Here is a 23327-nt window from a genome sequence, read left to right as displayed (position 1 = left end):
CCCGGCGGGCGCCACCGAAGGCGCGCAAGTGCTTGTTCGCGCCGGCAAAACCGGGCAATCGGGCGCCCGTCATGATAGAATCCGGCGGTTCGATCGACCGCCGTGCGCCCTAGGCGTGCGGCCGCGGCGGGCCCGCCTGTCGCGGGCCGGCGTCGTGGTCGATCCGCCACCAGACTTACGGAACCCGAATGGCAGAATCCGCCAAGGAAATCATCCAGGTCAACCTGGAAGACGAGATGCGCAAGAGCTACCTCGATTACGCCATGAGCGTGATCGTGGGGCGTGCCCTCCCGGATGCGCGCGACGGCCTCAAGCCGGTGCATCGCCGCGTGTTGTTCGCGATGAACGAGTTGGGCGCGCACAGCAACAAGCCCTACTACAAGTCGGCGCGTATCGTCGGCGACGTCATCGGTAAGTACCACCCGCACGGCGACCAGTCGGTGTACGACACCCTGGTGCGCATGGCGCAGCCGTTCTCGCTGCGCTACATGATGGTGGACGGGCAGGGTAACTTCGGCTCGGTCGACGGCGATTCCGCGGCGGCGATGCGTTACACCGAGGCGCGCATGTCGCGGCTCGCGCACGAGATGATGGCCGACATCGACAAGGAAACCGTCGATTTCCAGCCCAATTACGACGAGAAGGAACAGGAACCGTCGGTGATGCCGACGCGCTTCCCGAGCCTGCTGGTCAACGGCTCGGCCGGTATCGCGGTGGGCATGGCCACCAACATCCCGCCGCACAACCTGACCGAGTCGATCAATGCCTGCCTGGCGCTGATCGACAACCCGCAGATCGACGTCGACGGGCTGATGGAACACATCCCCGGCCCGGATTTCCCGACCGCGGGCATCGTCAACGGCACCACCGGCATCGTCGCCGGCTACCGCACCGGCCGCGGCCGCGTGCGCATGCGCGCCAAGGCCGAGATCGAGATCCAGGACAACGGCCGCGAAGCGATCGTGGTCACCGAGATCCCGTACCAGGTCAACAAGGCGCGGCTGATCGAGAAGATCGCCGAGCTGGTCAAGGAAAAGAAGCTCGAGGGCATCAGCGAGCTGCGCGACGAGTCCGACAAGGACGGCATGCGCATCTACATCGAGGTCAAGCGCGGCGAAGCCGCCGACGTGGTGCTGAATAACCTGTACCAGCAGACCCAGATGGAGTCGGTGTTCGGCATCAACATGGTGGCGCTGGTCGACGGCCGTCCGCAGCTGCTGAACCTCAAGCAGATGCTGGAGGCGTTCGTCCGCCACCGTCGCGAAGTGGTGACCCGCCGTACCATCTTCGAACTGCGCAAGGCGCGCGCGCGTGCGCACATCCTCGAAGGCCTGACCGTCGCGCTCGCCAACATCGACGAGATGATCGAGCTGATCAAGACCTCGGCGAACCCGAACGAAGCGCGCGAGCGGATGCTGGCCAAGACCTGGCAGTCGGGCCTGGTCGGCGCGCTGCTCAATGCGGCCGGCGCCGAGGCCTCGCGCCCGGAAGACCTGCCCAGCGGCGTCGGTCTGGTCGGCGGCGGCTACCAACTGACCGAAGTGCAGGCCACGCAGATCCTGGAAATGCGCCTGCACCGCCTGACCGGCCTGGAGCAGGAGCGCCTGACCGAGGAATACAAGCAGCTGCTGGAGGCCATCGCCGGGCTGATCCGCATCCTGGAAAACCCGGACGTGCTGCTGCAGGTGATCCGCGAGGAACTGGTCAACATCCGCGAGGAATACGGCGACGCGCGCCGCACCGAGATCCGCCACAGCGAAGAGGACCTGGACATCCTCGACCTGATCGCGCCGGAAGACGTGGTGGTGACGCTGTCGCACGCCGGCTACGCCAAGCGCCAGCCGGTCAGCGCCTACCGCGCGCAGCGGCGTGGCGGCCGCGGCCGCAGCGCGGCGGCGACCAAGGAAGAGGATTTCATCGACCAGCTGTGGCTGGTCAACACCCACGACACGCTGCTGACCTTCACCAGCAGCGGCAAGGTGTTCTGGCTGCCCGTGCACCAGTTGCCGGAGGCCGGGCCGAATGCGCGCGGCCGCCCGATCGTCAACTGGATTCCGCTGGAGAACGGCGAGCGCGTGCAGGCGGTGCTGCCGGTGCGCGAGTACGCCGAAGGCCGCTACGTGTTCTTCGCCACCCGCAACGGCATGGTCAAGAAGACCCCGCTGAGCGAGTTCGCGTTCCAGCGCAAGATCGGCAAGATCGCGATCAACCTCGACGAGGGCGATGCCCTGGTCGGCGTGGCACTCACCGACGGCGAGCGCGACGTGCTGCTGTTCGCCTCCAACGGCAAGACCGTGCGCTTCTCCGAGCGGCCCAAGGACGACGAGGCCGATGATGCCGCCATCGACGAGGCCGCTGCCGACGACAGCGCCGTGGCCGACGACGAGGCCGCGGGCGAGGAGGGCGACGACGCCCGCGGCGCGCGGCGCAAGAGCCGCGGCGGGGTCAAGCCGACCGGGCGCAGCAGCCGCGGCGTGCGCGGCATCCGCCTGGCCAAGAGCGAGTACGTGGTCAGCCTGATCGTGGCCGAGCCGGCCGTGGGTCAGGACGAGGACGCCGAGGACGTCGACGCCGCGGCGGACACCGAGGTCGATGCCGAGGCGCGCAACGGCGACGAGGCCGATGCCTACATCCTCACCGCGACCGAGAACGGCTACGGCAAGCGCACCCCGCTGGGCGAGTATCCGCGCAAGGGCCGCGGTACTCAGGGCGTCATCGGCATCCAGACCAGCGAGCGCAACGGCAAGCTGGTCGGTGCGGTGCTGCTGAGCACCCGCGACGAAGTGCTGCTGATCTCCGACGGCGGCACCCTGGTGCGGACCCGCGCCTCGGAAATCTCCCGCGTCGGCCGCAACACCCAGGGCGTGACCCTGATCCGTCTGTCCAAGGGCGAGAAGCTGCAGGCGGTGGAACGCCTGGACGGCTCGCTGGTCGAGGAAGACGGGTTGCCGGGCGAGGAGGACGCCGCCGAAGGCGCTGGCGAGGTAGCACCGCCGCAGGCGTGATCCACGCCTGAGCGAACGACGACGCCGGCCTCGTGCCGGCGTCGTCGTTTTCGGAATGACCATTGACGATGCGGGCGACCTGCTGCGCGAGCACGCCGGCGGCGGCGCCACGACCGTCGCGCGTTGTGTCGCTGCGCCACATCGCCTGCCGCCATGCCGTCGGGCAATCGTTGTCCTCGACGGCACATGCCGTGTGATGCCCGGGTCGGCGCTGGATCACGAAGACCGCAAGATTGCGTGTCACTGTGTGTCGCCTGGAAACGCGTGATGTTCACTTGCAGCCTGGGATAAACGCGAGGCGGTGCGCACGCGCCGCTGCCATGGCGGATGTTCCGCGTGGCCGTGTCCTGCGAGGAGTGGCAATGAACGAATTCGAACGAACCGAGCGTCGTGGCGGCTGGCCGCTGCGGTTGCTCGGCGGTGTCTGCGCGCTGATCGGCGCAGTGCTGACGATTGGCGGCACCTGGCTGCTGGCGCTGGGCGGCTCCTGGTACTACCTGGTCGCCGGCCTCTGCCTGGCGATTTCCGGCGTGCAGCTGTGGCGCGGGCGGCGCAGCGGCGCGTTGTGGTTCGCCGCGACCTTCCTGCTGTCGCTGCTGTGGGCGGCATGGGAGTCGGGCACCGACTATTGGCGCTGGGTGCCGCGCATGGGCCTGATGGTGTTCCTGGCGCTGCTGCTGGCGTTGCTGCTGCCGCGGCTGGACCGGCCGTTCTCGCGCACGCTGTCGCGCTCGCTCGCCGCGGTGCTGGCGCTGGTGTTCGTCGGCGCGTTCGCGCTGGCGTTCCTGCCGTACGGGGTGACCGAGGCCGACGGCACGCTGGCGCATGCGGCGGGCATGGACGGTGCGCTGGCAAGCCCGCGCACCGGCGCGCAGCCGGCCGACGCGCCTGCCGATGCCGACTGGGCCGCCTACGGCCGCGACAACGCCGGCAGCCGCTACACGCCGTTGCGGCAGATCGCCCCGGACAACGTGGCGCAGTTGCGCACCGCCTGGACCTTCCGCACCGGCGACCTGCCGGACAAGCGCTGGGGCGCGGAAACCACGCCGCTGAAGATCGGCGACAGCCTGTATCTGTGCAGCGCACGCAATCAGATGATCGCGCTGGATGCGCGCAGTGGCCGCGAACGCTGGCGCTACGATCCCAAGGTGGCGGACAAGGCGATCCCGTATACCGCCGCCTGCCGCGGCGTCAGCTATTACGCGGTGCCCGACGCCCAGGCAACGGCGTCGACGGCCTGCCGCCAGCGCATCATCGAAGGCACCCTGGACGGGCGCCTGATCGCGGTCGATGCGGCCGACGGCAAGCCCTGCGAAGACTTCGGCCAGCACGGCCAGGTCGACATCACCGTCGGCATGGGCTCCACGCCGCCGGGCTACGTCTCGATCAATTCGCCGCCGACCATCGTGCGCGGGGTCGTCGTCACCGGCCACCAGGTGCTGGACGGACAGAAGCGCTACGAGCCGTCCGGCGTGATCCAGGGCTTCGATGCGGTGACCGGCGCGCTGCGCTGGGCCTGGGACATGACCCATCCGGACTGGACCGGCGCGCCGCCGCCGGGGCAGACCTGGACCCGTGGTACGCCCAACATGTGGACCAGCGCCGCCGGCGACGAGCAACTCGGCTACGTGTACCTGCCGATGGGCAATTCCTCGGCCGACTACTGGAGCAGTTCGCGCACTCCGCAGGAAGACCGCTATGCGACCTCGCTGGTCGCGCTGGACGTCACCACCGGCAAGCCGGTGTGGAACTTCCAGACCACTCACATCGACGTGTGGGACTACGACCTGGGGTCGCAACCGACCCTGCTGGATTTCCCGCACGACGGCACCACCGTGCCGGCGGTGCTGCTGCCGAGCAAGCAGGGCGAGTTGTACGTGCTCGACCGGCGCACCGGCAAGCCGCTGGTCGGGGTCGAGGAACGCGCGGTGCCGGGCGGCGGCGTGGAGCCGCAGCGCCGCGCCAAGACCCAGCCGTTCTCGCTGTACCACTCGCTGCGCAAGCGCGACCTGACCGAGCGCGACATGTGGGGCATGACCCCGATCGACCAACTGGTGTGCCGCATCCAGTTCCGCAGTGCCAGCTACAAGGGCATCTACACGCCGCCGGAAGCCGAACGCCATTCGATCGAGTACCCCGGCTACAACGGCGGCTCGGACTGGGGCAGCGTGGCGGTGGATCCGCGGCGGGGGGTGATCGTCGCCAACTACAACGACATGCCCAACTACAACCTGCTGGTGCCGCGGGCCAAGGCCGACAAGCTGGGCTGGGCGCCGCGCGACCAGGTGCGCGGCGACAGCGGTGGCGCCGAGGGTGCCGGCGATCCGCAGGCCGGCACGCCGTACGCGATCAACGTCAACGCCGGCTGGCGCCTGCCGTTCACCGGGCTGCTGTGCAAGCAGCCGCCGTACGGTGGCATCCGTGCGATCGACCTGGCCAGCGGCAAGACCCTGTGGGACCGTCCGTTCGGCAGTGCGCGCGGCAACGGCCCGTTCGGCATCCACTCCGGATTGCCGATCGAGATCGGCACGCCCAACAACGGCGGCGCCGTGGTCAGTGCCAGCGGCCTGATCTTCATCGCCGCGGCCACCGACGACATGATCCGCGCGATCGATTTGGCCAGCGGCAAGACCCTGTGGCAGGCCAAGCTGCCCGCCGGCGGCCAGGCCACGCCGATGGTGTACGCGGTCGATGGTCGCGAGTATCTGGTCATCGTCGCTGCCGGCCATCACTTCATGGAGACCAAGCGCGGCGACTATGTGATCGCCTACGCGCTGCCGCCGGCAGGCTGATGCGGTCTGCCGCTGCGGGGTCGCGATGCGGCTTCGCGGCGGCGGGGCGTGGTGGAGGCGAGAAGGGCGTGATTGCCCTCCTGCCGCCGCTCACGCCCGTCGCGTTGCGTGCGTCCAACGACGGGTGTGCGATGCGTCGTAGGAGCGGCTTCAGCCGCGACAGGCATTCCCGTGAAGGCTTGTCGCGGCTGAAGCCGCTCCTACAGGGTAGGGGTGAGATACGCTCAGCTTGCGCCAGCGCCTACTCCAACTGATCCCGGGCGAACGCCGCGTCCAGCGCTTCCATCGCATCGCGCGGCTTGAGCTTGGCGGCTTTCTCGAAGGCCGCGGCGGCAGCGTCCTCGCGCTTGTCCCCATGCAGCAACAGCAGCACGTTGGCGTGTTCGATGTGTGCGATCGGCGCGTCCGGCACCAGTTTCAGCGCCTGCTGGATGTGCTGTTCGGCGGTGGCCGCCTTGGCCCCGTAGGTGAGGCCGCCGATCATCGCGCCGACCTTGCCGATGATCTCGGCGTGGTACAGCGCTAGCGCCATGTGCGCCTCGGCATGCTTGGGCTCCAGCTCCAGCGCCGCTTCCAGCGACGTGCGCACCTTGCTGGCGATGCCCTGCTTGAGCGCCTTGACGATGCTCAATCCCTGGCTGTAGCGGCCCAGCGCGAAGGCGTGGCGGTAGTGGCTGTTGGCCTCGTCCGGCAGCGCGGCGATCGCCGCCTCGGCCAGCGCCGCGGCCTGCTGCAGCCGCTGCAACTGCTCTTTTTCGTCGTCGACCAGATAGCCGGCATGGATGCCGATCGCCTTGACCGCGACCGAGGCGCCGAACGCGCCCAGCGCCTTGCCGGCCTCGTAGGCCTGCTGGAACTGCCCGTGGTGGAAGGCCCGCCAGGCCTCGATCAGCGCGGCCGAGAGGGTCTGCGCGTCGTGGCCCTTGTCGGCCTTGCCGACGGCATCCAGCAGCGCCTGCGCGCGTGCCGGATCCGGGTAGGGTTCCCTGTCGCCGGCGTGCAGCTTGGGCCAGGCCTTCTTCAACGCATCGCCTGCGTAGGCGTAGGCCTTGGCATCGTAAGGAAACGGCGCCCACGCGCCCGATTTTGCTGCCATGCGGATCTCCCTGTGCGGCGCCGGGCCACGGCGTCCGCGCCGAGCATGGCGCGGGCGCCGGCGCGTGGCAAGGGTGGTCGTGGATAGTGTGTTTGCTCAAGCCACCGGCGCCAGCATGGCACGCATCGGGGCCACTGCCGGCCCTTCTGGAGATCGTGCGATGGCGACCAAGAAGCGTTCCACTTCCGCGCTGCGGCCGGATCGGCTGAACCCGCGGCACCTGTGGTTGGCTGGGCTGGGCGTGGTCGCGCTGACCCGCAAGCGCGCGCTGGCCGCCGCCGCCGATGCTGCGCAGGGCGCGGCGACGCTCAAGGCGCTGGCCACGCAACTGGCCGACGAGGCCGAAAGCAGCGTGCGCGAGGGCGCCGCGGCGCTGCGCGGCCAGGTGCAGCCGTTGAGCGCCGAGGTCGAGGCGCGCCTGCAGCCGGTGCTGGTCAAGCTGGGGCTGAAAGCCGCGCCGCGCTCCGCCGCGCGCAAACGCCCGGCCGCGCCCGAGCGCGCCAAGCCCGCCGCCAGGAAGCGTGCGGCCGCGCGGCGCCCAGGTGCCGCCAGCAAGCGCAGTGCAGGCGCTCGATAAAAACCCGGGCGCAGACGCTGCCATGCCAGCCGCCTGCCTGCCGCGGTGGCGCGGCGCTACGGGCGGCGCATTGCATGCCGGGACTGCCTTCGGCCTGCGTGTACGGTGCGGGGAGCGATTTCACGCTCGCCAAGACAGTTCCTATTGATCACAATAAGGAATGAAAACGATTTTGTTGCTTGGCTGTCTGGCCGCCGTCCCGTTCCTTGCGCACGCCGCCGACTCGGCCGGTCGCGGAACCTGCCTTGGAGCCGTCAAGCAGGAACTCAGACTGGCCTGGCCGCAGAATCACACGATCAATATCGTGACCTTCGGGCACAGCGTGCCAGCCGGCTATTTCGTCGTTCCGGAGGTGCGCAGCAAGGAGGCGTACCCACAGCGTGTCGCCGATGCGCTGGAGCAGCTTTATCCGACCGCGGTCATCAACGTGATCACCTCGGCGGTCGGCGGCGAGAATTCCAGTCAGGGGCTGGGCAGGTTCGCCGCGGAAGGCCTGGGACATCGGCCGAAAGTGATCACCATCGATTACGGCCTCAACGACCGCAATCTGACGGTCGCGCAGTCGCGCGCCAACCTCACGGAGATGATCCGCGAGGCACGATCGGCGAACGCGTGCGTGGTGTTGATGACGCCGAGCATCGATCTGAAAGGCGATCCGCCCGCATCCAAGTCGACCCTGCTCGAACAGGTCGACATGATTCGCAGGCTTGCGAAGACCCAAGGCGTCTCGTTGGGCGATTCGTACGCGGCCTTTGCGGCCTACAAGGGAAATCGACAGGACCTGATGGCGCAGTCGAACCATCCCAATGCAAAGGGGCATCAGCTCATCGCGGACAGGTTGGTCGAACTGTTCAAGTAAGCGGTGTGCAGCGGCAGGGCGACGCGCGTGCGACGCCGTCCGCGTCCGGGTCGTCCGGCAGCATTGCGAGCGAGGTGGTTCGCCGTTGGCGGCGGAACGCCGCGTTCGGGCATACTCGCGGGCCGTTCCCAAGATGCCGACACCATGCAGATCCGGCCTGCGACGCTCGACGACGCCGAGGCGATGGTCGCGGTGCAGAACGCGATCTTCGCCGCGGGCCTGCGCAAGGCACCGACCGATCCGGCGACGGTGCGCGCGACCTATCTGCAGCATCCCGATCGCCTGCAGTGCGTGCTGGCCGAGGCGTCCGACGGGCGCGTCCTCGGTTTCCAGTCGCTGCGCATCGCACGTCCCGGCAATGCCTACGACGTCGCCGAGGGCTGGGGCATCATCGGCACCCATGTCGACCCGCGCGCGGCGCGCCGTGGCGTCGGCAGCGCGCTGTTCCGGGCCACCTGCGCGGCGGCGCGCAGCGCCGAGTTGACCCGGATCGACGCAAGCATCGCCGCCGACAATGCGCTCGGGCAGGCGTACTACGAGGCGATCGGCTTTCGCACCTACCGCACGCCGCCGGGCCTGGTGTGCAAGGTCTACGTGCTCGACGGCGCAGCCGCCGACAGCGCCACCGGGGCGAGCCTCTGACGCTGCGCAGGGTTGGGCGCCTCAATCCAGGTAGGCGTCCATCAGCGCGGCCAGGTGCGCGCGTTCGGCATCGCGCAGGAACGGGGCGATCAATTGCATCACCTGCACGATGCCGTGGCGGATCGCCACTTGCTCGTCCTTCTCGCCGCGCGCGGCCGCGTAGTTGAGCCAGAACGTAGCCACCACCAGCACGTTGGTGGCCACGCCGCTTCTTTCCTGGGCGCTGGCGCGCATCGCCCCGGTCTGCGCCAGGCCCTCGAACACCGCCTGCACGCTGGCGTCGGCGCGGCGCAGGATGCGCGCGAAGCGCAGGCGCAGGCGCCGGCTGCGGCTGAGGATCTCGACCAGGTCGCGGTACAGGAAGCGGTAGTCCCAGATGCACTCGAACACCAGGTGCAACTGCAGCCAGATATCCTCCAGCCCCGGCAGGCGCGCGCTCGGCAGCGCCAGCGCCGCGTCCATGCGCTCCTCGTAGCGCGCGAACAGGTGCTCGATGATGTCGTCCTTGTTGCGGAAGTGGTAGTACAGGTTGCCGGGGCTGATCTCCAGCTCGTCGGCGATGTGGTTGGTGGTGACGTGCGGCTCGCCCTGCGCGTTGAACATCGCCAGGGCGGTCTCGAGGATGCGCCGCCGGGTGTCGCGGGCCATCAGGCCAGCAGCTTCTTCACCAGGTCCACGTACTTCTTCTGCGCGTCCGCCTGCGGCATGCCCTTGAGCTTGGCCCAGGCCTCGTACTTGGCGGTGCCGACGAAGTCGAAGAAGCCCGGCTTGGCGCCGCTGACGTCGCCCTCCGAGCCTTGCTTGTACAGCGCATAGAGCCGCAACAGCGTGTCGTTGTCGGGGCGCTCGGCCCGTTGCTTGATGTCCTGGACCGCTTTCTCGAAGGCCGCCTTGCTGTCTGCCATGATCCCGCTCCGCCCTGACCGGCAGGCATCACAGCACGGGCGCGGGGCCCGGTCAACGCGGGGCGCGGCCGTCGGCCGGGGCGGACGGCGCCGTCACAGCATCGACAGTGCGTCGGCCTGGCGGCTGTCGGCGATGCGTTCGTGCGCATGCGCGGCCTGTTCGTGCGCGGCCTGCGCCTGCCGCGCCAGCGAGGCCTTGGCCGCGATGGAACGGATCGCATCGGTGACCTCGGCCAGCGGCACCTGGGTGCTCAGCCGCTGGAAGGTGTCGCGGCTGTTGTAGCCCGAACCGTCACGCAGGTACTGCTCGTACATGGTCAGCAGCTCGGTGCAGGCGGCGGTGAGGGTTTCCATGTTGTTGCGGGCCAGTGCGTGGCCAACCTGGTCCAGGTTGTGCAGGCAGTCGGACAGCCAGTGCAGGTCGTAACGCGCGCTGGCCGGCTCCGGGCCGTTGTGGCCGCGGCTGTAGGCGCTGTAGCGGCGGATGCTGCGCGCCACCCGCGCGACGTGCGCGAGCAGGGTGCCGACCTCGTCGGCGATGTCGATCTGCGCCAGGGCGATGGTCGAGGGCGGCGCAGCCGGGGTCGGGGCGGGCGCCGCCTTCGACGCTGCCGTCGAAGGGGCATTGGTAGGCGCGGCGGTGGCGGACGCCGCTGCAGCGGGCGCCGCCTCGTATTCGAGGGTCGCACGCAGGCGCTCGTGGTCCTGGCGCAGCGTTTCCAGTTCCTGCGCGCTGGCGGCGGCCTGCGCCTTCAGTTGGCTCAGCGCCGCCTGATACCGCGCGATGGTCTCCTTCGCAGTCGCGTCGCGCCGATAGGCGTGCCCCAGACGCTGGAACAAGCCATGCGCGAACGCTGTGGCAACGGCAGCCCACAGCGCCACGGCAGGAGTGAGGTAGATCAGGATGCCCATGCAGGCTCCTTGAAACGATGCATCCCTTGTCGGCGCATCTCGGCCGATCTTGAGGGTGCATCGTGCGAGCGGTGACGCAGTTCCGGTTTGGCGCCTCGCGGGCCGCCCGCCGCCGCCAGGCGACGGACGCCGCGTCGGCCTCAGCGCAGGATGCCGGGCAGGTCCAGGTGCTTGTCGCGGGCGCAGGCCAGGGCGATCGGATAGCCCGCGTCGGCATGACGCATCACCCCGGTGGCCGGATCGTTCCACAACACCCGCGCGATGCGCTTGGCCGCCGCCTCGGTGCCGTCGCAGACGATGACCATGCCGGCGTGCTGCGAGAAGCCCATGCCGACGCCGCCGCCGTGATGCAGCGAGACCCAGGTGGCGCCGCTGGCGGTATTGAGCAGGGCGTTGAGCAGCGGCCAGTCGGAGACCGCGTCGGAGCCATCGGCCATGGCCTCGGTCTCGCGGTTGGGCGAGGCGACGCTGCCGCTGTCCAGGTGGTCGCGGCCGATCACCACTGGCGCCTTCAGTTCGCCGTTGGCGACCATCTCGTTGAACGCCAGTCCGAGGCGGTCGCGATCGCCCAGGCCGACCCAGCAGATCCGGGCCGGCAGGCCCTGGAACTGGATCTTCTCGGCGGCCATGTCCAGCCAGCGGTGCAGGTGCGGGTTGTCGGGAATCAGCTCCTTGACCTTGGCGTCGGTCCTGGCGATGTCCTCCGGGTCGCCGCTCAGCGCGGCCCAGCGGAACGGGCCGACGCCACGGCAGAACAGCGGACGGATGTAGGCCGGCACGAAGCCCGGGAAATCGAAGGCATTGGCCACGCCTTCCTCCAGCGCCATCTGCCGCAGGTTGTTGCCGTAGTCCACGGTCGGCACGCCCAGGGCGTGGAAGCCGAGCATGGCGCGGATGTGGTTGGCCATCGAGGCGCGCGCGGCCTGTTCCACCTCCTTCGGTGCGGAGATGCGCTTTGCGTCCCACTGCTCGACCGTCCAGCCCTGCGGCAGGTAGCCGTTGACCGGGTCGTGCGCAGAGGTCTGGTCGGTCAGCAGGTCCGGCTTGACGCCGCGTGCCAGCAGCTCGGCGAGCACGTCGGCGACATTGCCGAGCAGGCCGACCGACCGCGGTGTCTTCGCCGTGCACGATTCGGCGATCAGGCGCAGCGCCTCGTCCAGATTATCGGTCCAGGTATCGAGGTAGCCGGTGCGCAGGCGCATGTCGATGCTGCTCTTGCGGCACTCCACCGCCAGGCACGAGGCGCCGGCCATCACCGCGGCCAGCGGCTGCGCGCCGCCCATGCCGCCGAGGCCGCCGGTGAACAGCCATTTGCCGCTCAGGTCGCCGCCGTAGTGCTGCCGGCCCATTTCCACGAAGGTCTCGTAGGTGCCCTGCACGATGCCCTGCGCGCCGATGTAGATCCAGCTGCCGGCGGTCATCTGCCCGTACATGGCCAGGCCCTTCTTGTCCAACTCGTTGAAGTGGTCCCAGTTGGCCCAGCGCGGCACCAGGTTGGAGTTGGCGATCAGCACCCGAGGCGCGTCGGCATGGGTGCGGAACACGCCGACCGGCTTGCCCGACTGCACCAGCAGGGTCTGGTCGTCGTCCAGCCGCTTGAGCGTCTCGACGATGGCGTCGAAGCTCTCCCAGTCGCGCGCGGCGCGGCCGATGCCGCCGTACACCACCAGTTCCTGCGGACGCTCGGCCACGTCCGGATGCAGGTTGTTCATCAGCATGCGCAGCGGCGCCTCGGTCAGCCAGCTCTTGGCGGTGAGGGTGCTGCCGGTGGGCGCTTGGATGGTGCGGGTGGCGTCGAGGCGGGTCATGCGGGAATCCTCAGGTGGATGCGCGGAAGGCGGAACACGGCGTGCGCGTCAGTCGGCGGCGCGGCCGGATGCGGCAGGGCGGCGGGCGAAATCGAGACAGGCCTGCAGCACCTGCTGCAGCACCGCGCGCAGCGGCGCGGCGTATTCGGGTTGCCACGATGAGGGCCAGTTGCTGGGGTCGACCGTGTCGGGCTCGTGCATGTAGCCGCGGCAGGCCAGTTCCATCTGGATCGCGTGCACGCCTTCGGCCGGCGCGCCGTGGTGGCGGGTGCTCCAGCCGCCCTTGAAGCGGCCGTTGCGCACGTGGCTGAAGCCGCTGCCGGCGCAGACGCGTTCGACCGCATCGGTCAGCGCCGCCGCGCAACTGCTGTCCACCGCGCCGGAGGCACCGGCGCTGCCGATGTTGAACTGCGGCAACTCGCCGTCGAACAGGTGCGGGATGCGCGAGCGGATCGAATGCGCGTCGTACACCACGATGGCCGGGTGCAGGGCGCGCAGGCGCGCGATCTCCGCGTCCAGTGCAGCGTGGTAGGGCGCGAACCAGCGCGTGCGGCGCGCGTCGATCTCGGCCGCGTCGGGTTCGGCGCCGGGCCGGTAAAGCGGCTGCGCGTCGAAGGTGGTGAGCGGGCACAACCCGGTGGTGTTCTGCCCGGGATACAGCGACACCCCGGCCGGGTCGCGGTTGACGTCGATCACCGAGCGCGAGATCGCGGTGCGCACGGTGGTCGCGCCGAGCGTTTCGGCGAAGTCGTACAGCAGGTGCACCCACCAGTCGGCATCGCGCTGCGCCAGCCACGGCGAGACGAAGCGGTCGGCCAGCGCCTCCGGCAGCTCGGTGCCGGTATGCGGGAAGCTGAGGATCAGCGGCGCATCGCCGCGGTGCACAGTGAGCCAGTCGGGCAGGGATGTCATACGGCCTCGCGGGTTGTGCGGTGTTGTAGATACCGTCTTCCCCTCTAACAGGCAAGGGCCTTTTGAGGGAGGAAGGGCGTGCGGGATTTGAGCACGCCGTAGGCGATATGCAGCAGCTTGCGCATGGCGGCGCAGATGATCTGCTTGTTGGCCTTGCCGCGTTCGCGCAGGCGTTGTTTGAGCGCGCGCACGACCGGGTTGTGGGTCATGGCGACCAAGGCCGGCAGGAACAGGCCGGCGCGCAGGCGTGGGGAGCCGGTGCGGGAGATGCAGACCTGGCCCTGGCGCTTACCCGACTCCTGCAGCCGTGGATTCAACCCGGCAAAGGCAGTCACCGCCGAGGCGTGAGAGAAGCGCTCCACGTTGCCAAGCTCCGCCAGCAACAACGCTGCGCTCCTGTGGGCAATCCCGTCGATGCTGACCAGCAGCTCGCGCTGCCCGCGCAGGGTCGGATCCTGGTCGATTTGGTCGTCAATGGCCCGTTCGATCTGGGCGATGCTCGCCTGGAGCTGGCTGATGATCTCCAGCAGCGAGTCGCGCACCACCGGCGCGGCGACATCCAGGCGATTGCGCTCCATCTGCAGCATCTGCAGCAGGTCGTCCCGGCGGCGCACCAGCGCCTTGAGATGCTTGAGGGCCGGCGGATCGGGCTGCCACGGCCGCAATTGCGACGCATGGCGCAGGCCATAGCTGGCGATCAGCTTGGCGTCGCTCCGGTCGGTCTTGACCCGAGTCAGCTGGCTGCGCGCATACAGCGCCGTCTGCGCCGGGTTGAGGACACACACCCGGTAGCCCAAGGCGTGCACGAACTCGGCCAGCGCCTCGTGGTAGGTGCCGGTGGCTTCCATCACGATCCAGCTGTCCGCCTGCGCGTGGGTCTGCAGCCACGTGCGTAGGGTCTGGAACCCCGTGGGATCGTTCGCAAGCTTGGCTTTGGTGCGGTACTTGCCGTTGGCCAGATCGATGGCCAGATCGAAACTGTGTTTGGCGACGTCGATACCGACGACTGGGGACATGGGGAATTCCTCCATCGTAGGGTGAACACGATCACCGCTGCGCCCGGTCCTGCCTTGTGGATGCGAGTTCACGCCAGCGGCGGACTCTGGATACCGTACGGACACCGATGGGCCAGCATGCGCAATGCGGGAGCCAATCTACAATGCAAGCTCGTGGCTTTAGGAGCGACTGGGCTTCCCGCACTGCTCCGATGATCAGTCGGAAGACATAACGCCGCGGGGGCCTCATGTCCAGATACAAGGAGCGGCTTTAGCCGCGAGGGGCATTACCCGGTAACGCCCCGTCGCGTCTGATCCCAAAAAGGGGACAAGAGCCGCTCCTACGACGGGTTCTTCAGATCAGACACTGGCCTCGGGCAAATGCATTCGCACCGCCGCAGCCAGCGCGCCATCGCGCACCAGCGCGGTCGCAGCCAGCATGTCCGGGTGGAAGTAGCGATCGTCCTGCAGCGCCGGCACGCGGGCGCGCAGCAGTGCGCGCGCCGCTTCCAGCGCGGCGCTGGAGCGCAGCGGCGCGTGGAAGTCGCAGCCCTGTGCGGCTGCCAGCAGTTCGATGCCGACCACGTTGGCCGCGTTCTCGGCCATCGCCAGCAGGCGGCGCGCGCCGTGCGCCGCCATCGACACGTGGTCTTCCTGGTTGGCCGAGGTCGGGATCGAATCGACGCTGGCCGGATACGCGCGCTGCTTGTTCTCCGACACCAGCGCCGCGGCGGTCACCTGCGGGATCATGAAGCCGGAGTTGAGGCCGGGCTTAGGCGTCAGGAACGCCGGCAACCCGGACAGCGCCGGGTCCACCAGCATGGCGACGCGGCGTTCGCTGATCGAGCCGATCTCGCACACCGCCAGCGCCAGCATGTCGGCGGCGAAGGCCACCGGCTCGGCGTGGAAGTTGCCGCCGGACAATGCCTCGCCGGTGTCGCTGAACACCAGCGGATTGTCCGACACGCCGTTGGCCTCGGTGGCCAGCGTGGTGGCGGCCTGGCGCATCACGTCCAGCGCCGCGCCCATCACCTGCGGCTGGCAGCGCAGGCAGTACGGATCCTGCACGCGCACGTCGTTGTCGCGGTGCGAATCGCGGATCGCCGAGTCGTGCATCAGGGCGCGCAGCGCCCCGGCGGTGGCGATCTGCCCGGGCTGGCCGCGCAGCGCATGGATGCGCGGATCGAACGGGGTGTCCGAGCCCTTCGCGGCCTCGGTGGATAGTGCGCCGGCGACCAGCGCGGCATGGAACACGCGCTCGATCTCGAACAGGCCGGCCAGCGCGTAGGCGGTGGAGAACTGGGTGCCGTTGAGCAGGGCCAGGCCCTCCTTGGCGCCCAGCGTCAGCGGCTGCAGCCCGGCCTGGGCCAGCGCCTGCGCCGCCGGCAGGCGCGCGTCGCCGACGAAGGCCTCGCCGACGCCGAGCATCACCGTGGCCAGGTGCGCCAGCGGCGCCAGATCGCCGGAGGCGCCGACCGAGCCCTGGCACGGCACCACCGGGATCACCTCGTGGCGCAGCAGCGCTTCCAGCATCGACAAGGTGTCCGGGCGTACACCGGAGGCGCCCTGGGCGAGGCTGGCCAGCTTCAGCGCCATCATCAGCCGCACCACCGGCACCGGCATCGGCGCGCCGACCCCGGCCGCGTGCGACAGCACGATGTTGCGCTGCAGGGCCTCCAGGTCCTCGCGCTCGATGCGCACGCTGGCCAGCTTGCCGAAGCCGGTGTTGATGCCGTACACCGGCGCGCCGGTGGCGACGATCGCCTCCACGGTGCGCGCGCTGCGCAGCACCGCGTCGGCGCAGGCCGGGTCCAGGCGCAAGCTGGCGCCGCGGTACACGGCGCGCCACTGCGCCAGGCTGACCGCGCCGGGGCGCAGCAGGATCTCGTCGTCGCTCATTGTCCTCTCCAGATACGCGCATGCAGCGGGTTGAAGCCCATGCGATAGACCAATTCGGCCGGTTCGGCGATGTCCCAGATCGCCAGGTCGCAGGCCAGCCCGGCGCGCAGCCGGCCGACCTGGTCCTGGCGCCCGAGCGCGCGCGCCGCCTCGCGGGTGAAGCCGGCGATGCACTCGGCCACGGTCAGCCGGAACAGCGTCGCCGCCAGGTTCATCGCCAGCAGCGGGCTGGTCAGCGGCGAGGTGCCGGGGTTGCAGTCGGTGGCCAGCGCGCGCGGCACGCCGGCGGCGCGCAGCGCGGCGATCGGCGGCAACTGGGTGTCGCGGGTGAAATAGAACGCGCCCGGCAGCAGCACCGCGACGGTGCCGGCGGCGGCCATCGCGGCGACGCCGGCGTCATCCAGGTATTCGACATGGTCGGCCGAGCGCGCACCGTAGCGTGCGGCCAGCGCCGCGCCGCCCTGGTTGGACAGCTGCTCGGCGTGGATCTTCAGCGCCAGCCCATGGCGTTGCGCGGCCTGGAACACCTGCTCGGTCTGCTCCGGGGTGAACGCCAGGTGCTCGCAGAACACGTCCACCGCCTCGGCCAGGCCCTGCGCGGCGACGGCAGGGATCATGCGTTCGCAGACCTCGTCGATGTAGGCCTGGGCCTCGCCGCCGGGCGGCACCGCGTGCGCGCCGAGGAAGGTCGGCGACACCGCCACCGGGCGCAGCTCGCCCAGGCGCCGCGCCACGCGCAACAGGCGCAGTTCGTCGTCCAGGGTCAGGCCGTAGCCGGACTTGATCTCCACGGTGGTCACGCCCTCGGCCAGCAGTGCGTCCAGCCGCGGCAGGCTGGCGGCGAGCAGGGCGTCCTCGTCGGCGGCGCGGGTGGCGCGCACCGTGGAGACGATGCCGCCGCCGGCGCGGGCGATGTCGGCATAGCTGGCGCCGAGCAGGCGCTGCTCGAACTCGCCGGCGCGGTTGCCGGCATAGACCAGGTGGGTGTGGCAATCGATCAGGCCGGGGCCGATCCAGCGCCCGCCGCAATCGATGCTGCGCTGCGCCGACAGCGGGCCGGGCAACTGCGCGGCGGCGCCGGCGTAGACGATGCGGCCGTCGCGGCAGGCCACCACGCCGTCGTGGATCAGGCCCAATCCGCCGTCCTCGGCGTCCAGCGTCATCAAGTGCGCGTTGTGCCAGAGCGTGTCGCAGGGCATGGTCACGGGCAGGCTCGTCGGTTATTTTGTATATACAATATTGCGGTCGATGGAGGGTGTCCAGTGCAGACCCAGGCGCAGCAGCAGGCCAACGGCAACGCGGGATCTGGCGATTTCTGGTGCGCGCACGCGCTGCTGCCGCAGGGCTGGGCGCGCGACGTGCGCATCGGCGTGCGCGGCGGCCGTATCGCCACGGTGGAGCGCGGCGTGGCCGCAGCCCTGGGCGATCAGCGCCTGGACATCGTGGTGCCCGGGCTGGGCAATCTGCACAGCCACGCCTTCCAGCGTGGTATGGCCGGCCTGACCGAGATCGGCGGGCGCAGCGGCGACAGCTTCTGGAGCTGGCGCGAACTGATGTACCGCTTCCTGCAGCGGCTGAGCCCCGACGATCTGCAGGCCATCGCCGAGCAGGCCTACGTGGAGATGCTTGAGGCCGGCTTCACCCGGGTCGGCGAATTCCATTATGTGCATCACGCCGCCGACGGCCGGCCCTATGCCGACCGCGCCGAGATGGCGCAGCGCCTGGCTGCCGCGGCGCAGACCAGCGGGATCGGCATGACCCTGCTGCCGGTGTTCTACGCGCATGCCGACTTCGGCGGCGCCGCGCCGAACCCGGCGCAACAGCGCCTGCTGCACGACGTCGACGGGTTCGCCGCACTGCTGGACGGCAGCCGCCGCGCCCTGCAGGGGCTGGACGACGCGGTGCTGGGCCTGGCCCCGCACAGCCTGCGCGCGGTCACCCCGGACGAACTGGCGGCGTTGCTGCCGCTGTGCGACGGCCCGGTGCACATCCATATCGCCGAGCAGACCCGCGAAGTCGACGCCTGCCTGGCCTGGAGCGGGCAGCGGCCGGTGCAGTGGCTGCTGGCGCACGCGCCGGTGGATGCGCGCTGGTGCCTGGTGCACGCCACCCATGTCGACGCCGCTGAAGTGCAGGGCATCGCCGCCAGCGGCGCGGTGGTCGGGCTGTGCCCGATCACCGAGGCCAACCTCGGCGACGGCCTGTTCCCGATGCAGGACTTCCTGCGCGCCGGCGGCCGTTTCGGCGTGGGGTCGGACTCCAACGTGCTGATCGACGCGGCCGAAGAGCTGCGCCTGCTCGAGTACGGCCAGCGCCTGAGTCTGCGCGGGCGCAACGTGCTCACCGGCGACACCGCGCTGTCCAGCGGCCGCTTCCTGTTCCAGTCCGCCGCACAGGGCGCGGCGCAGGCGCTCGGCGTCGTCCAGGGCCTGTGCGAGGGCGCGTCGGCCGATCTGGTCGAACTGGACGCCACGCATCCGGCCTTGCAGGCGCGCGACGGCGACGCCTGGCTCGACAGCTGGCTGTTCGCCGCGCGCGGCGGCACGGTGCGTTCGGTCTGGCGCCATGGGCGTGCGCTGGTACGCGAGGGCCGCCACCTGCAGCGCGAGGGCGTGGCCGCCCGCTACGCGCGTGCGCTGACCCGGCTGCTGCACGCATGAGCCGCGACCCGCGCGTGCTGTGCGCTGCCTGCCGTGGCACGGACTGCCGATGACCCCGGCCGCGCCGACGCTGCCGCTCAGCCAGCGCATCCGCCGCGACATCGAGGCGCACATCCGCAGCGGCGCGTGGCCGCCTGGCCACCGCATTCCGTTCGAGCACGAACTGATGGCGCAGTACGGCTGCTCGCGGATGACCGTCAACAAGGTGCTGGCGCTGCTCGCCGACGCCGGCATGATCGAGCGCCGGCGCCGCGCCGGTTCGTTCGTGGCGCGGCCGCATCCGCACATGGAGCAGGTGGCGCTGGAGATCCCGGACATCCCGGTCGAGGTCGCGGCGCGTGGCCATGCCTATCGCTTCGAACTGCTGGAGCGGCAGCAGCGCGCCCCGCGCGCGGCGCTGCCGCAGGAGGCCGAGGTCGCCGCGGGCGGCAGCCTGCTGGCGCTGCAGTGCCTGCACTACGCAGACGGCCGTCCGTTCGCGCTGGAAGAGCGGGTGATCAATCCGGTGGCGGTGCCGGAGGCCTTGCAGATGGACTTCACAATCACGGTGCCCGGCAGCTGGCTGCTGCAGCACGTGCCCTGGACCCGCGCCGAGCACCGCATCAGCGCGGTCGGGGCCAGTGCCGCACAGGCGGCGCGCCTGCAGGTGCCGGCCGGCACCGCGTGTCTACTGATCGACCGCCGCACCTGGCGCGGCGAGCAGGCGGTGACCTTCGTGCGCCAGGTGTTCCTCGGCGACACCTACGACCTGGTCGCGCGGTTCTCGCCAGGGGCGCGCTGAGCCTGGCGCGCACGGCGACTGCAGGCAACTCACGTACGCCCGGAAGCATCGTGCAGGAGCGGCTTCAGCCGCGACGACGTTGTCCGTGGAAGGCCGTTGCGGCTGACGCCGTTTTCCGGGACGACACGACGCGCGACGAGTGCAGGCGATGACGGGCACCGGCAGTCGCCTCGGCGATGCGCGATTCACGATGCTGCGATGCCGCACGTTCGCCATACGCCGGCGTGCGTTTGTCCTGCCCGCCGCACTCTGGCAAGTTAGCGCCAGGGCCGGGCGAGGGGCCGTGGCCGCGGAACGAGGGATGGTTCGGCATGACGTATTTCGTGACAGGCGCCACCGGTTTCATCGGCCGTTACCTGATGGCCAAGCTGATGCGGCGCAAGGGCGTCGTGCATGTCCTGCTGCGCAAGGAGTCGCAGCGCAAGTTCGATGCGCTGGTGCGCGAGCAGGGCTGGGATCCCAAGCGCCTGGTGGTGCTGCACGGCGACGTCGGTGCGGCGTACTGCGGGCTGTCCACGGCGCAGCGCAAGGCGCTGCAGGGCAAGGTCAAGCATTTCTTCCACCTGGCCGCGCTGTACGACCTCACCGCCAAGGCCGATGACCAGCGCGTCGCCAACCTCGACGGCACCCGCAATGCGCTGGAACTGGCCGCGCAGATCGGCGCCGGCATCTTCCACCACACCAGTTCGATCGCGGTGGCCGGGCTGTACCCGGGCATCTTTCGCGAGGACATGTTCGAGGAAGCCGAGGGACTGGACGATCCCTACCTGCGCACCAAGCACGACGCCGAGGCGCTGGTGCGCGCCGAGACCCGGGTCAAGTGGCGCATCTACCGCCCGGCGATGGTGGTGGGCGATTCGCGCACCGGCGCCATCGACAAGATCGACGGCCCGTACTACTTCTTCCCTCTGATCAAGAAGCTGCGCCAACTGCTGCCGCCGTGGGCGCCGATGCTGGGCATCGAGGGCGGGCGGATCAACCTGGTGCCGGTGGATTTCGTCGCCGATGCGATGGACCACATCGCGCACAAGCCCAAGCTCGACGGCCACACCTTCCATCTCACCGATCCCGAGCCGCTGCGCGTGGGCGAGGTGCTCAATGTGTTCTGCCGCGCCGGCCACGCGCCGGAGATGACCTTGCGGGTGGACGCGCGCATGTTCGCGTTCGTGCCCTCCAGCATCCGCGCCGCGGTCGGCAGCCTGCCGCCGATCCGCCGCTTCACCGGCATGCTGCTGCGCGACTTCCGCATCCCGCGCGAGGTGCTGAAGTTCATCACCTATCCCACGCGCTTCGACAGCCGCGAGACCGAGCGCGCGCTCAAGGGCAGCGGCATTGCCGTGCCGCGGCTGGAAGACTACGCCTGGCGCCTGTGGGACCACTGGGAACGGCACCTGGACCCGGACCTGTTCGTCGACCGTTCGCTCAAGGGCAAGGTCCGCGGCAAGGTGGTGCTGATCACCGGCGGTTCCTCGGGTATCGGCCTGGCCACCGCGCAGCGCGTCGCCGAGGCCGGCGCCATCACCGTCATCGTCGCCCGCGGCGAGCAGGAGCTGCATGCCGCGCGCGATGCGATGAACGCCAAGGGCGGCAAGGTCTTCGCCTACACCGCCGACCTGTCGGACCTGGCCGACTGCGACCGCCTGCTCAAGACCGTGCTGGACGCGCACGGCCACGTCGACGTGCTGATCAACAACGCCGGCCGCTCGATCCGCCGCTCGATCGAACTGAGCTACGACCGCTTCCACGATTTCGAGCGCACCATGCAACTGAACTACTTCGGCAGCCTGCGCCTGATCATGGGCGTGCTGCCGGGCATGACCGCGCGGCGCAAGGGCCACATCATCAACGTCAGCTCGATCGGCGTGCTGGCCAACTCGCCGCGCTTCTCCGCCTACGTCGCCTCCAAGGCGGCGCTGGACGCCTGGAGCCGCTGCGCGCAGGGCGAACTCTCGGGCAAGGGCATCAGTTTCACCACGGTCAACATGCCGCTGGTGAAGACCCCGATGATCGCGCCCACCAAGATGTACGACAGCGTGCCGACGCTGAGCGTGGACGAGGCCGCCGACCTGATGGTCAAGGCCATCATCGAACGCCCCAGCCGCGTGGCCACCCGCCTGGGCATCTTCGCCGCCCTGGTCAATGCGGTGGCGCCGAAGGCCTACGAAGTGGTGATGAACACCGCCTTCGAACTGTTCCCCGACTCGGCCGCGGCCAAGGGCGACCGCAAGGCGCTACGCGAGACCAAGCCCAGCCAGGAGCAGATCGCGTTTGCGGCGTTGATGCGGGGGGTCCATTGGTGATGGGGCGGGGATTGGGGAGTCGGGATTGGGGATTCGCAAAAGCGCATCCGGCGCTCTGATCCGCTTTTACCAATCCCCAATCCCGATTCCCCAATCCCGGCTGATCAAAACGTCCTACATTGCCGCCACCGCACCGGTTCCTCGTGGCCGGGGCGCGGGTTGAGCTGGATGCGGACGGTGCGCAGGGACGGGTAGCGTTCCACTTCCTTGCAGATGCGCGGCCACACCTGGGCGTCGTCGCCGCTGCGGTCGACCACCAGGGTCATCTGCGTCTGCCAGATGCCGCGGATCACGCCCGGGGTGCTGGCCAGGGTCTTGGAGAGATCCTGGCGGTGGCGTTGTTCGGTGGCGGGGTCGGGTTCGGCCAGGTCGCCGGCGTCGTCGAGCGTCGGCGGAGGCACGGCAGCGGGGGGGCTGGTTGGCGTGGTTGCGGCCTGCGCAGGGGCGGCTGCGGCGGTGGGCGTAGGCGCTGGCGCCGTCGCGGCCACGGCTGCAGGCCGCGCTTCCGGTTGCTGCAACGCCAGCGCACCGACGCCGACCACCACGCCCAAGGCCAGCGACGCCAGGCCGGCGATGGCGATGTGGCGTTGCGCGCGGCGACGGCTGGCGCCGATCACGCCGTCTTCCAGTTCGCTGGGCAGGTAGGGCTTGAGCATGGGCCAGATGCGCCGGCCGTCGAGGATTTCCACCGCCTGCTTCTCGGCCGCGGCGATGCCGTCGCGCTGCACCTTGCCTTCGGTGATCAGGATGCCGCCCTGCGCGCCCATCAGTCGCGCCGCCGCACCCAGTTCGTTGACCGCGGCCGAGCCGATCCGGTAGGCGCGGCCGTGTTTGCACGACAGCAGCCAGCGCGCGTCGCCGCGGGTCATCACGAAGTCGCTCTGCGGTTCCTGGCTCGCGTGCTCGTCGACGGTGGCGTCCTGCAGGTCGCGCTGTTCGCGCATCGCGCGCCGCACCATGTAGGAGAAATCGCGCCAGTGCAGGCCGGCCAGCGCATGCAGCCCGGCGCTGGTCTCGTTCTCGCGGCGCCGCACCAGCCATAGGTAGCCACTGGCCGCCAGCCATGCCGCGACTGCCAAGACCGTTGCCGCTATCCAGGAAAACATGCTCGCACCCGCACACGCGCCGAAAGAAGTCAGTGTATCGCCAGCGTGTCACGGCGCCGGCAAGGCGACAGCGGGGAA

At 69.8% G+C, this 23327-nt stretch carries 18 protein-coding genes; 8 read left to right on the top strand and 10 right to left on the bottom strand.

Features of this window, described 5'->3' with window-relative positions; all coding sequences use genetic code 11:
- Nucleotides 1–188: 188 nt before the first annotated feature.
- Both gyrA and AC1PLR_RS11505 read left to right on the top strand, forming a co-directional pair.
- The gene (gene gyrA / locus AC1PLR_RS11510) at nt 189–3005 is read left to right on the top strand and encodes a DNA gyrase subunit A (protein ID WP_481101069.1); all 2817 of its coding nucleotides are present in this window, start codon (nt 189–191) and stop codon (nt 3003–3005) included.
- A 362-nt stretch (nt 3006–3367) separates the two neighbouring features.
- Nucleotides 3368–5797, top strand: coding sequence for a membrane-bound PQQ-dependent dehydrogenase, glucose/quinate/shikimate family (locus tag AC1PLR_RS11505; protein ID WP_481101068.1), 2430 nt, complete (start codon nt 3368–3370; stop codon nt 5795–5797).
- Between the two features lie 241 nt (nt 5798–6038).
- On the opposite strand, the gene AC1PLR_RS11500 is transcribed toward AC1PLR_RS11505, so the two are convergent.
- Nucleotides 6039–6893: a hypothetical protein gene (locus tag AC1PLR_RS11500; RefSeq protein ID WP_481101067.1), complete on the bottom strand. Its 855-nt coding sequence runs from the start codon at nt 6891–6893 to the stop codon at nt 6039–6041.
- Between the two features lie 160 nt (nt 6894–7053).
- Between AC1PLR_RS11500 and AC1PLR_RS11495 the strand changes: the two genes are divergently transcribed.
- From AC1PLR_RS11495 to AC1PLR_RS11485, 3 genes are all read left to right on the top strand, one after another.
- The gene (locus AC1PLR_RS11495; RefSeq protein WP_481101066.1) at nt 7054–7470 is read left to right on the top strand and encodes a hypothetical protein; all 417 of its coding nucleotides are present in this window, start codon (nt 7054–7056) and stop codon (nt 7468–7470) included.
- 160 nt (nt 7471–7630) lie between these two features.
- Nucleotides 7631–8329 (top strand): SGNH/GDSL hydrolase family protein, encoded by a 699-nt coding sequence (locus tag AC1PLR_RS11490; RefSeq protein ID WP_481101065.1) that lies wholly within the window; start codon nt 7631–7633, stop codon nt 8327–8329.
- A 144-nt stretch (nt 8330–8473) separates the two neighbouring features.
- The gene (locus tag AC1PLR_RS11485; protein WP_481101064.1) at nt 8474–8971 is read left to right on the top strand and encodes an N-acetyltransferase family protein; all 498 of its coding nucleotides are present in this window, start codon (nt 8474–8476) and stop codon (nt 8969–8971) included.
- A 21-nt stretch (nt 8972–8992) separates the two neighbouring features.
- Here the strand turns inward: AC1PLR_RS11485 and AC1PLR_RS11480 are convergent, their stop codons facing one another.
- The 8 genes from AC1PLR_RS11480 to hutI form a co-directional block, all read right to left on the bottom strand.
- Complete coding sequence (locus AC1PLR_RS11480) at nt 8993–9619, bottom strand: TetR/AcrR family transcriptional regulator (protein WP_481101063.1); 627 nt, start codon at nt 9617–9619, stop codon at nt 8993–8995.
- Nucleotides 9619–9876 carry an acyl-CoA-binding protein gene (locus tag AC1PLR_RS11475; RefSeq protein ID WP_010342548.1) on the bottom strand — a complete coding sequence of 86 codons (258 nt, stop codon included), beginning with the start codon at nt 9874–9876 and terminating at the stop codon, nt 9619–9621. The genes AC1PLR_RS11480 and AC1PLR_RS11475 overlap by 1 nt, the downstream gene beginning before the upstream one ends.
- Nucleotides 9877–9969: 93 nt before the next feature.
- Nucleotides 9970–10788, bottom strand: a complete 819-nt coding sequence (locus AC1PLR_RS11470; protein ID WP_481101062.1) for a hypothetical protein — start codon at nt 10786–10788, stop codon at nt 9970–9972.
- Between the two features lie 140 nt (nt 10789–10928).
- A complete protein-coding gene (gene hutU, locus AC1PLR_RS11465; protein WP_481101061.1) occupies nt 10929–12596 on the bottom strand; it encodes a urocanate hydratase in 1668 nt (555 codons plus the stop codon).
- Between the two features lie 48 nt (nt 12597–12644).
- Complete coding sequence (gene hutG, locus AC1PLR_RS11460; RefSeq protein WP_481101060.1) at nt 12645–13508, bottom strand: N-formylglutamate deformylase; 864 nt, start codon at nt 13506–13508, stop codon at nt 12645–12647.
- Nucleotides 13509–13552: 44 nt separating this feature from the next.
- Complete coding sequence (locus AC1PLR_RS11455; RefSeq protein WP_481101059.1) at nt 13553–14524, bottom strand: IS110 family RNA-guided transposase; 972 nt, start codon at nt 14522–14524, stop codon at nt 13553–13555.
- Between the two features lie 339 nt (nt 14525–14863).
- Nucleotides 14864–16402, bottom strand: a complete 1539-nt coding sequence (hutH, locus tag AC1PLR_RS11450) for a histidine ammonia-lyase (RefSeq protein ID WP_481101058.1) — start codon at nt 16400–16402, stop codon at nt 14864–14866.
- Entirely contained in the window at nt 16399–17601 is a 1203-nt protein-coding gene (gene hutI, locus AC1PLR_RS11445; protein ID WP_481103582.1) for an imidazolonepropionase, read from the bottom strand. Before hutI ends, hutH begins: the two co-directional genes overlap by 4 nt.
- Before the next feature lie 63 nt (nt 17602–17664).
- Here hutI and AC1PLR_RS11440 point away from each other — a divergent pair, with 63 nt between their 5' ends.
- The 3 genes from AC1PLR_RS11440 (at nt 17665) to AC1PLR_RS11430 (ending at nt 22143) form a co-directional block, all read left to right on the top strand.
- A complete protein-coding gene (locus tag AC1PLR_RS11440) occupies nt 17665–19062 on the top strand; it encodes a formimidoylglutamate deiminase (protein ID WP_481101057.1) in 1398 nt (465 codons plus the stop codon).
- 49 nt (nt 19063–19111) lie between these two features.
- Nucleotides 19112–19843, top strand: a complete 732-nt coding sequence (gene hutC / locus AC1PLR_RS11435; protein ID WP_481101056.1) for a histidine utilization repressor — start codon at nt 19112–19114, stop codon at nt 19841–19843.
- Nucleotides 19844–20154: 311 nt separating this feature from the next.
- Nucleotides 20155–22143 carry an SDR family oxidoreductase gene (locus AC1PLR_RS11430; protein ID WP_481101055.1) on the top strand — a complete coding sequence of 663 codons (1989 nt, stop codon included), beginning with the start codon at nt 20155–20157 and terminating at the stop codon, nt 22141–22143.
- Between the two features lie 104 nt (nt 22144–22247).
- On the opposite strand, the gene AC1PLR_RS11425 is transcribed toward AC1PLR_RS11430, so the two are convergent.
- Nucleotides 22248–23222, bottom strand: a complete 975-nt coding sequence (locus AC1PLR_RS11425; RefSeq protein ID WP_481101054.1) for a restriction endonuclease — start codon at nt 23220–23222, stop codon at nt 22248–22250.
- Between the last annotated feature and the right edge of the window lie 105 nt (nt 23223–23327).

The organism is Xanthomonas sp. NCPPB 3570 (genome assembly GCF_056725115.1).
The sequence above is the reverse complement of the archived record's forward strand: the minus strand, read 5'-3'. Positions and strand labels throughout refer to the sequence as shown.

Bases quoted from the DNA above. Each gene is read 5' to 3' on its own strand.
- gyrA (WP_481101069.1), top strand. From the start codon at position 189: ATGGCAGAATCCGCCAAGGAAATCATCCAGGTCAACCTGGAAGACGAG.
- hutC (WP_481101056.1), top strand. From the start codon at position 19,112: ATGACCCCGGCCGCGCCGACGCTGCCGCTCAGCCAGCGCATCCGCCGC.
- hutI (WP_481103582.1), bottom strand. From the start codon at position 17,601: ATGCCCTGCGACACGCTCTGGCACAACGCGCACTTGATGACGCTGGAC.
- hutH (WP_481101058.1), bottom strand. From the start codon at position 16,402: ATGAGCGACGACGAGATCCTGCTGCGCCCCGGCGCGGTCAGCCTGGCG.
- AC1PLR_RS11480 (WP_481101063.1), bottom strand. From the start codon at position 9,619: ATGGCCCGCGACACCCGGCGGCGCATCCTCGAGACCGCCCTGGCGATG.
- AC1PLR_RS11490 (WP_481101065.1), top strand. From the start codon at position 7,631: ATGAAAACGATTTTGTTGCTTGGCTGTCTGGCCGCCGTCCCGTTCCTT.
- AC1PLR_RS11500 (WP_481101067.1), bottom strand. From the start codon at position 6,893: ATGGCAGCAAAATCGGGCGCGTGGGCGCCGTTTCCTTACGATGCCAAG.
- hutU (WP_481101061.1), bottom strand. From the start codon at position 12,596: ATGACCCGCCTCGACGCCACCCGCACCATCCAAGCGCCCACCGGCAGC.
- AC1PLR_RS11475 (WP_010342548.1), bottom strand. From the start codon at position 9,876: ATGGCAGACAGCAAGGCGGCCTTCGAGAAAGCGGTCCAGGACATCAAG.
- AC1PLR_RS11430 (WP_481101055.1), top strand. From the start codon at position 20,155: ATGACGTATTTCGTGACAGGCGCCACCGGTTTCATCGGCCGTTACCTG.
- AC1PLR_RS11470 (WP_481101062.1), bottom strand. From the start codon at position 10,788: ATGGGCATCCTGATCTACCTCACTCCTGCCGTGGCGCTGTGGGCTGCC.
- AC1PLR_RS11485 (WP_481101064.1), top strand. From the start codon at position 8,474: ATGCAGATCCGGCCTGCGACGCTCGACGACGCCGAGGCGATGGTCGCG.
- AC1PLR_RS11505 (WP_481101068.1), top strand. From the start codon at position 3,368: ATGAACGAATTCGAACGAACCGAGCGTCGTGGCGGCTGGCCGCTGCGG.
- AC1PLR_RS11455 (WP_481101059.1), bottom strand. From the start codon at position 14,524: ATGTCCCCAGTCGTCGGTATCGACGTCGCCAAACACAGTTTCGATCTG.
- AC1PLR_RS11495 (WP_481101066.1), top strand. From the start codon at position 7,054: ATGGCGACCAAGAAGCGTTCCACTTCCGCGCTGCGGCCGGATCGGCTG.
- hutG (WP_481101060.1), bottom strand. From the start codon at position 13,508: ATGACATCCCTGCCCGACTGGCTCACTGTGCACCGCGGCGATGCGCCG.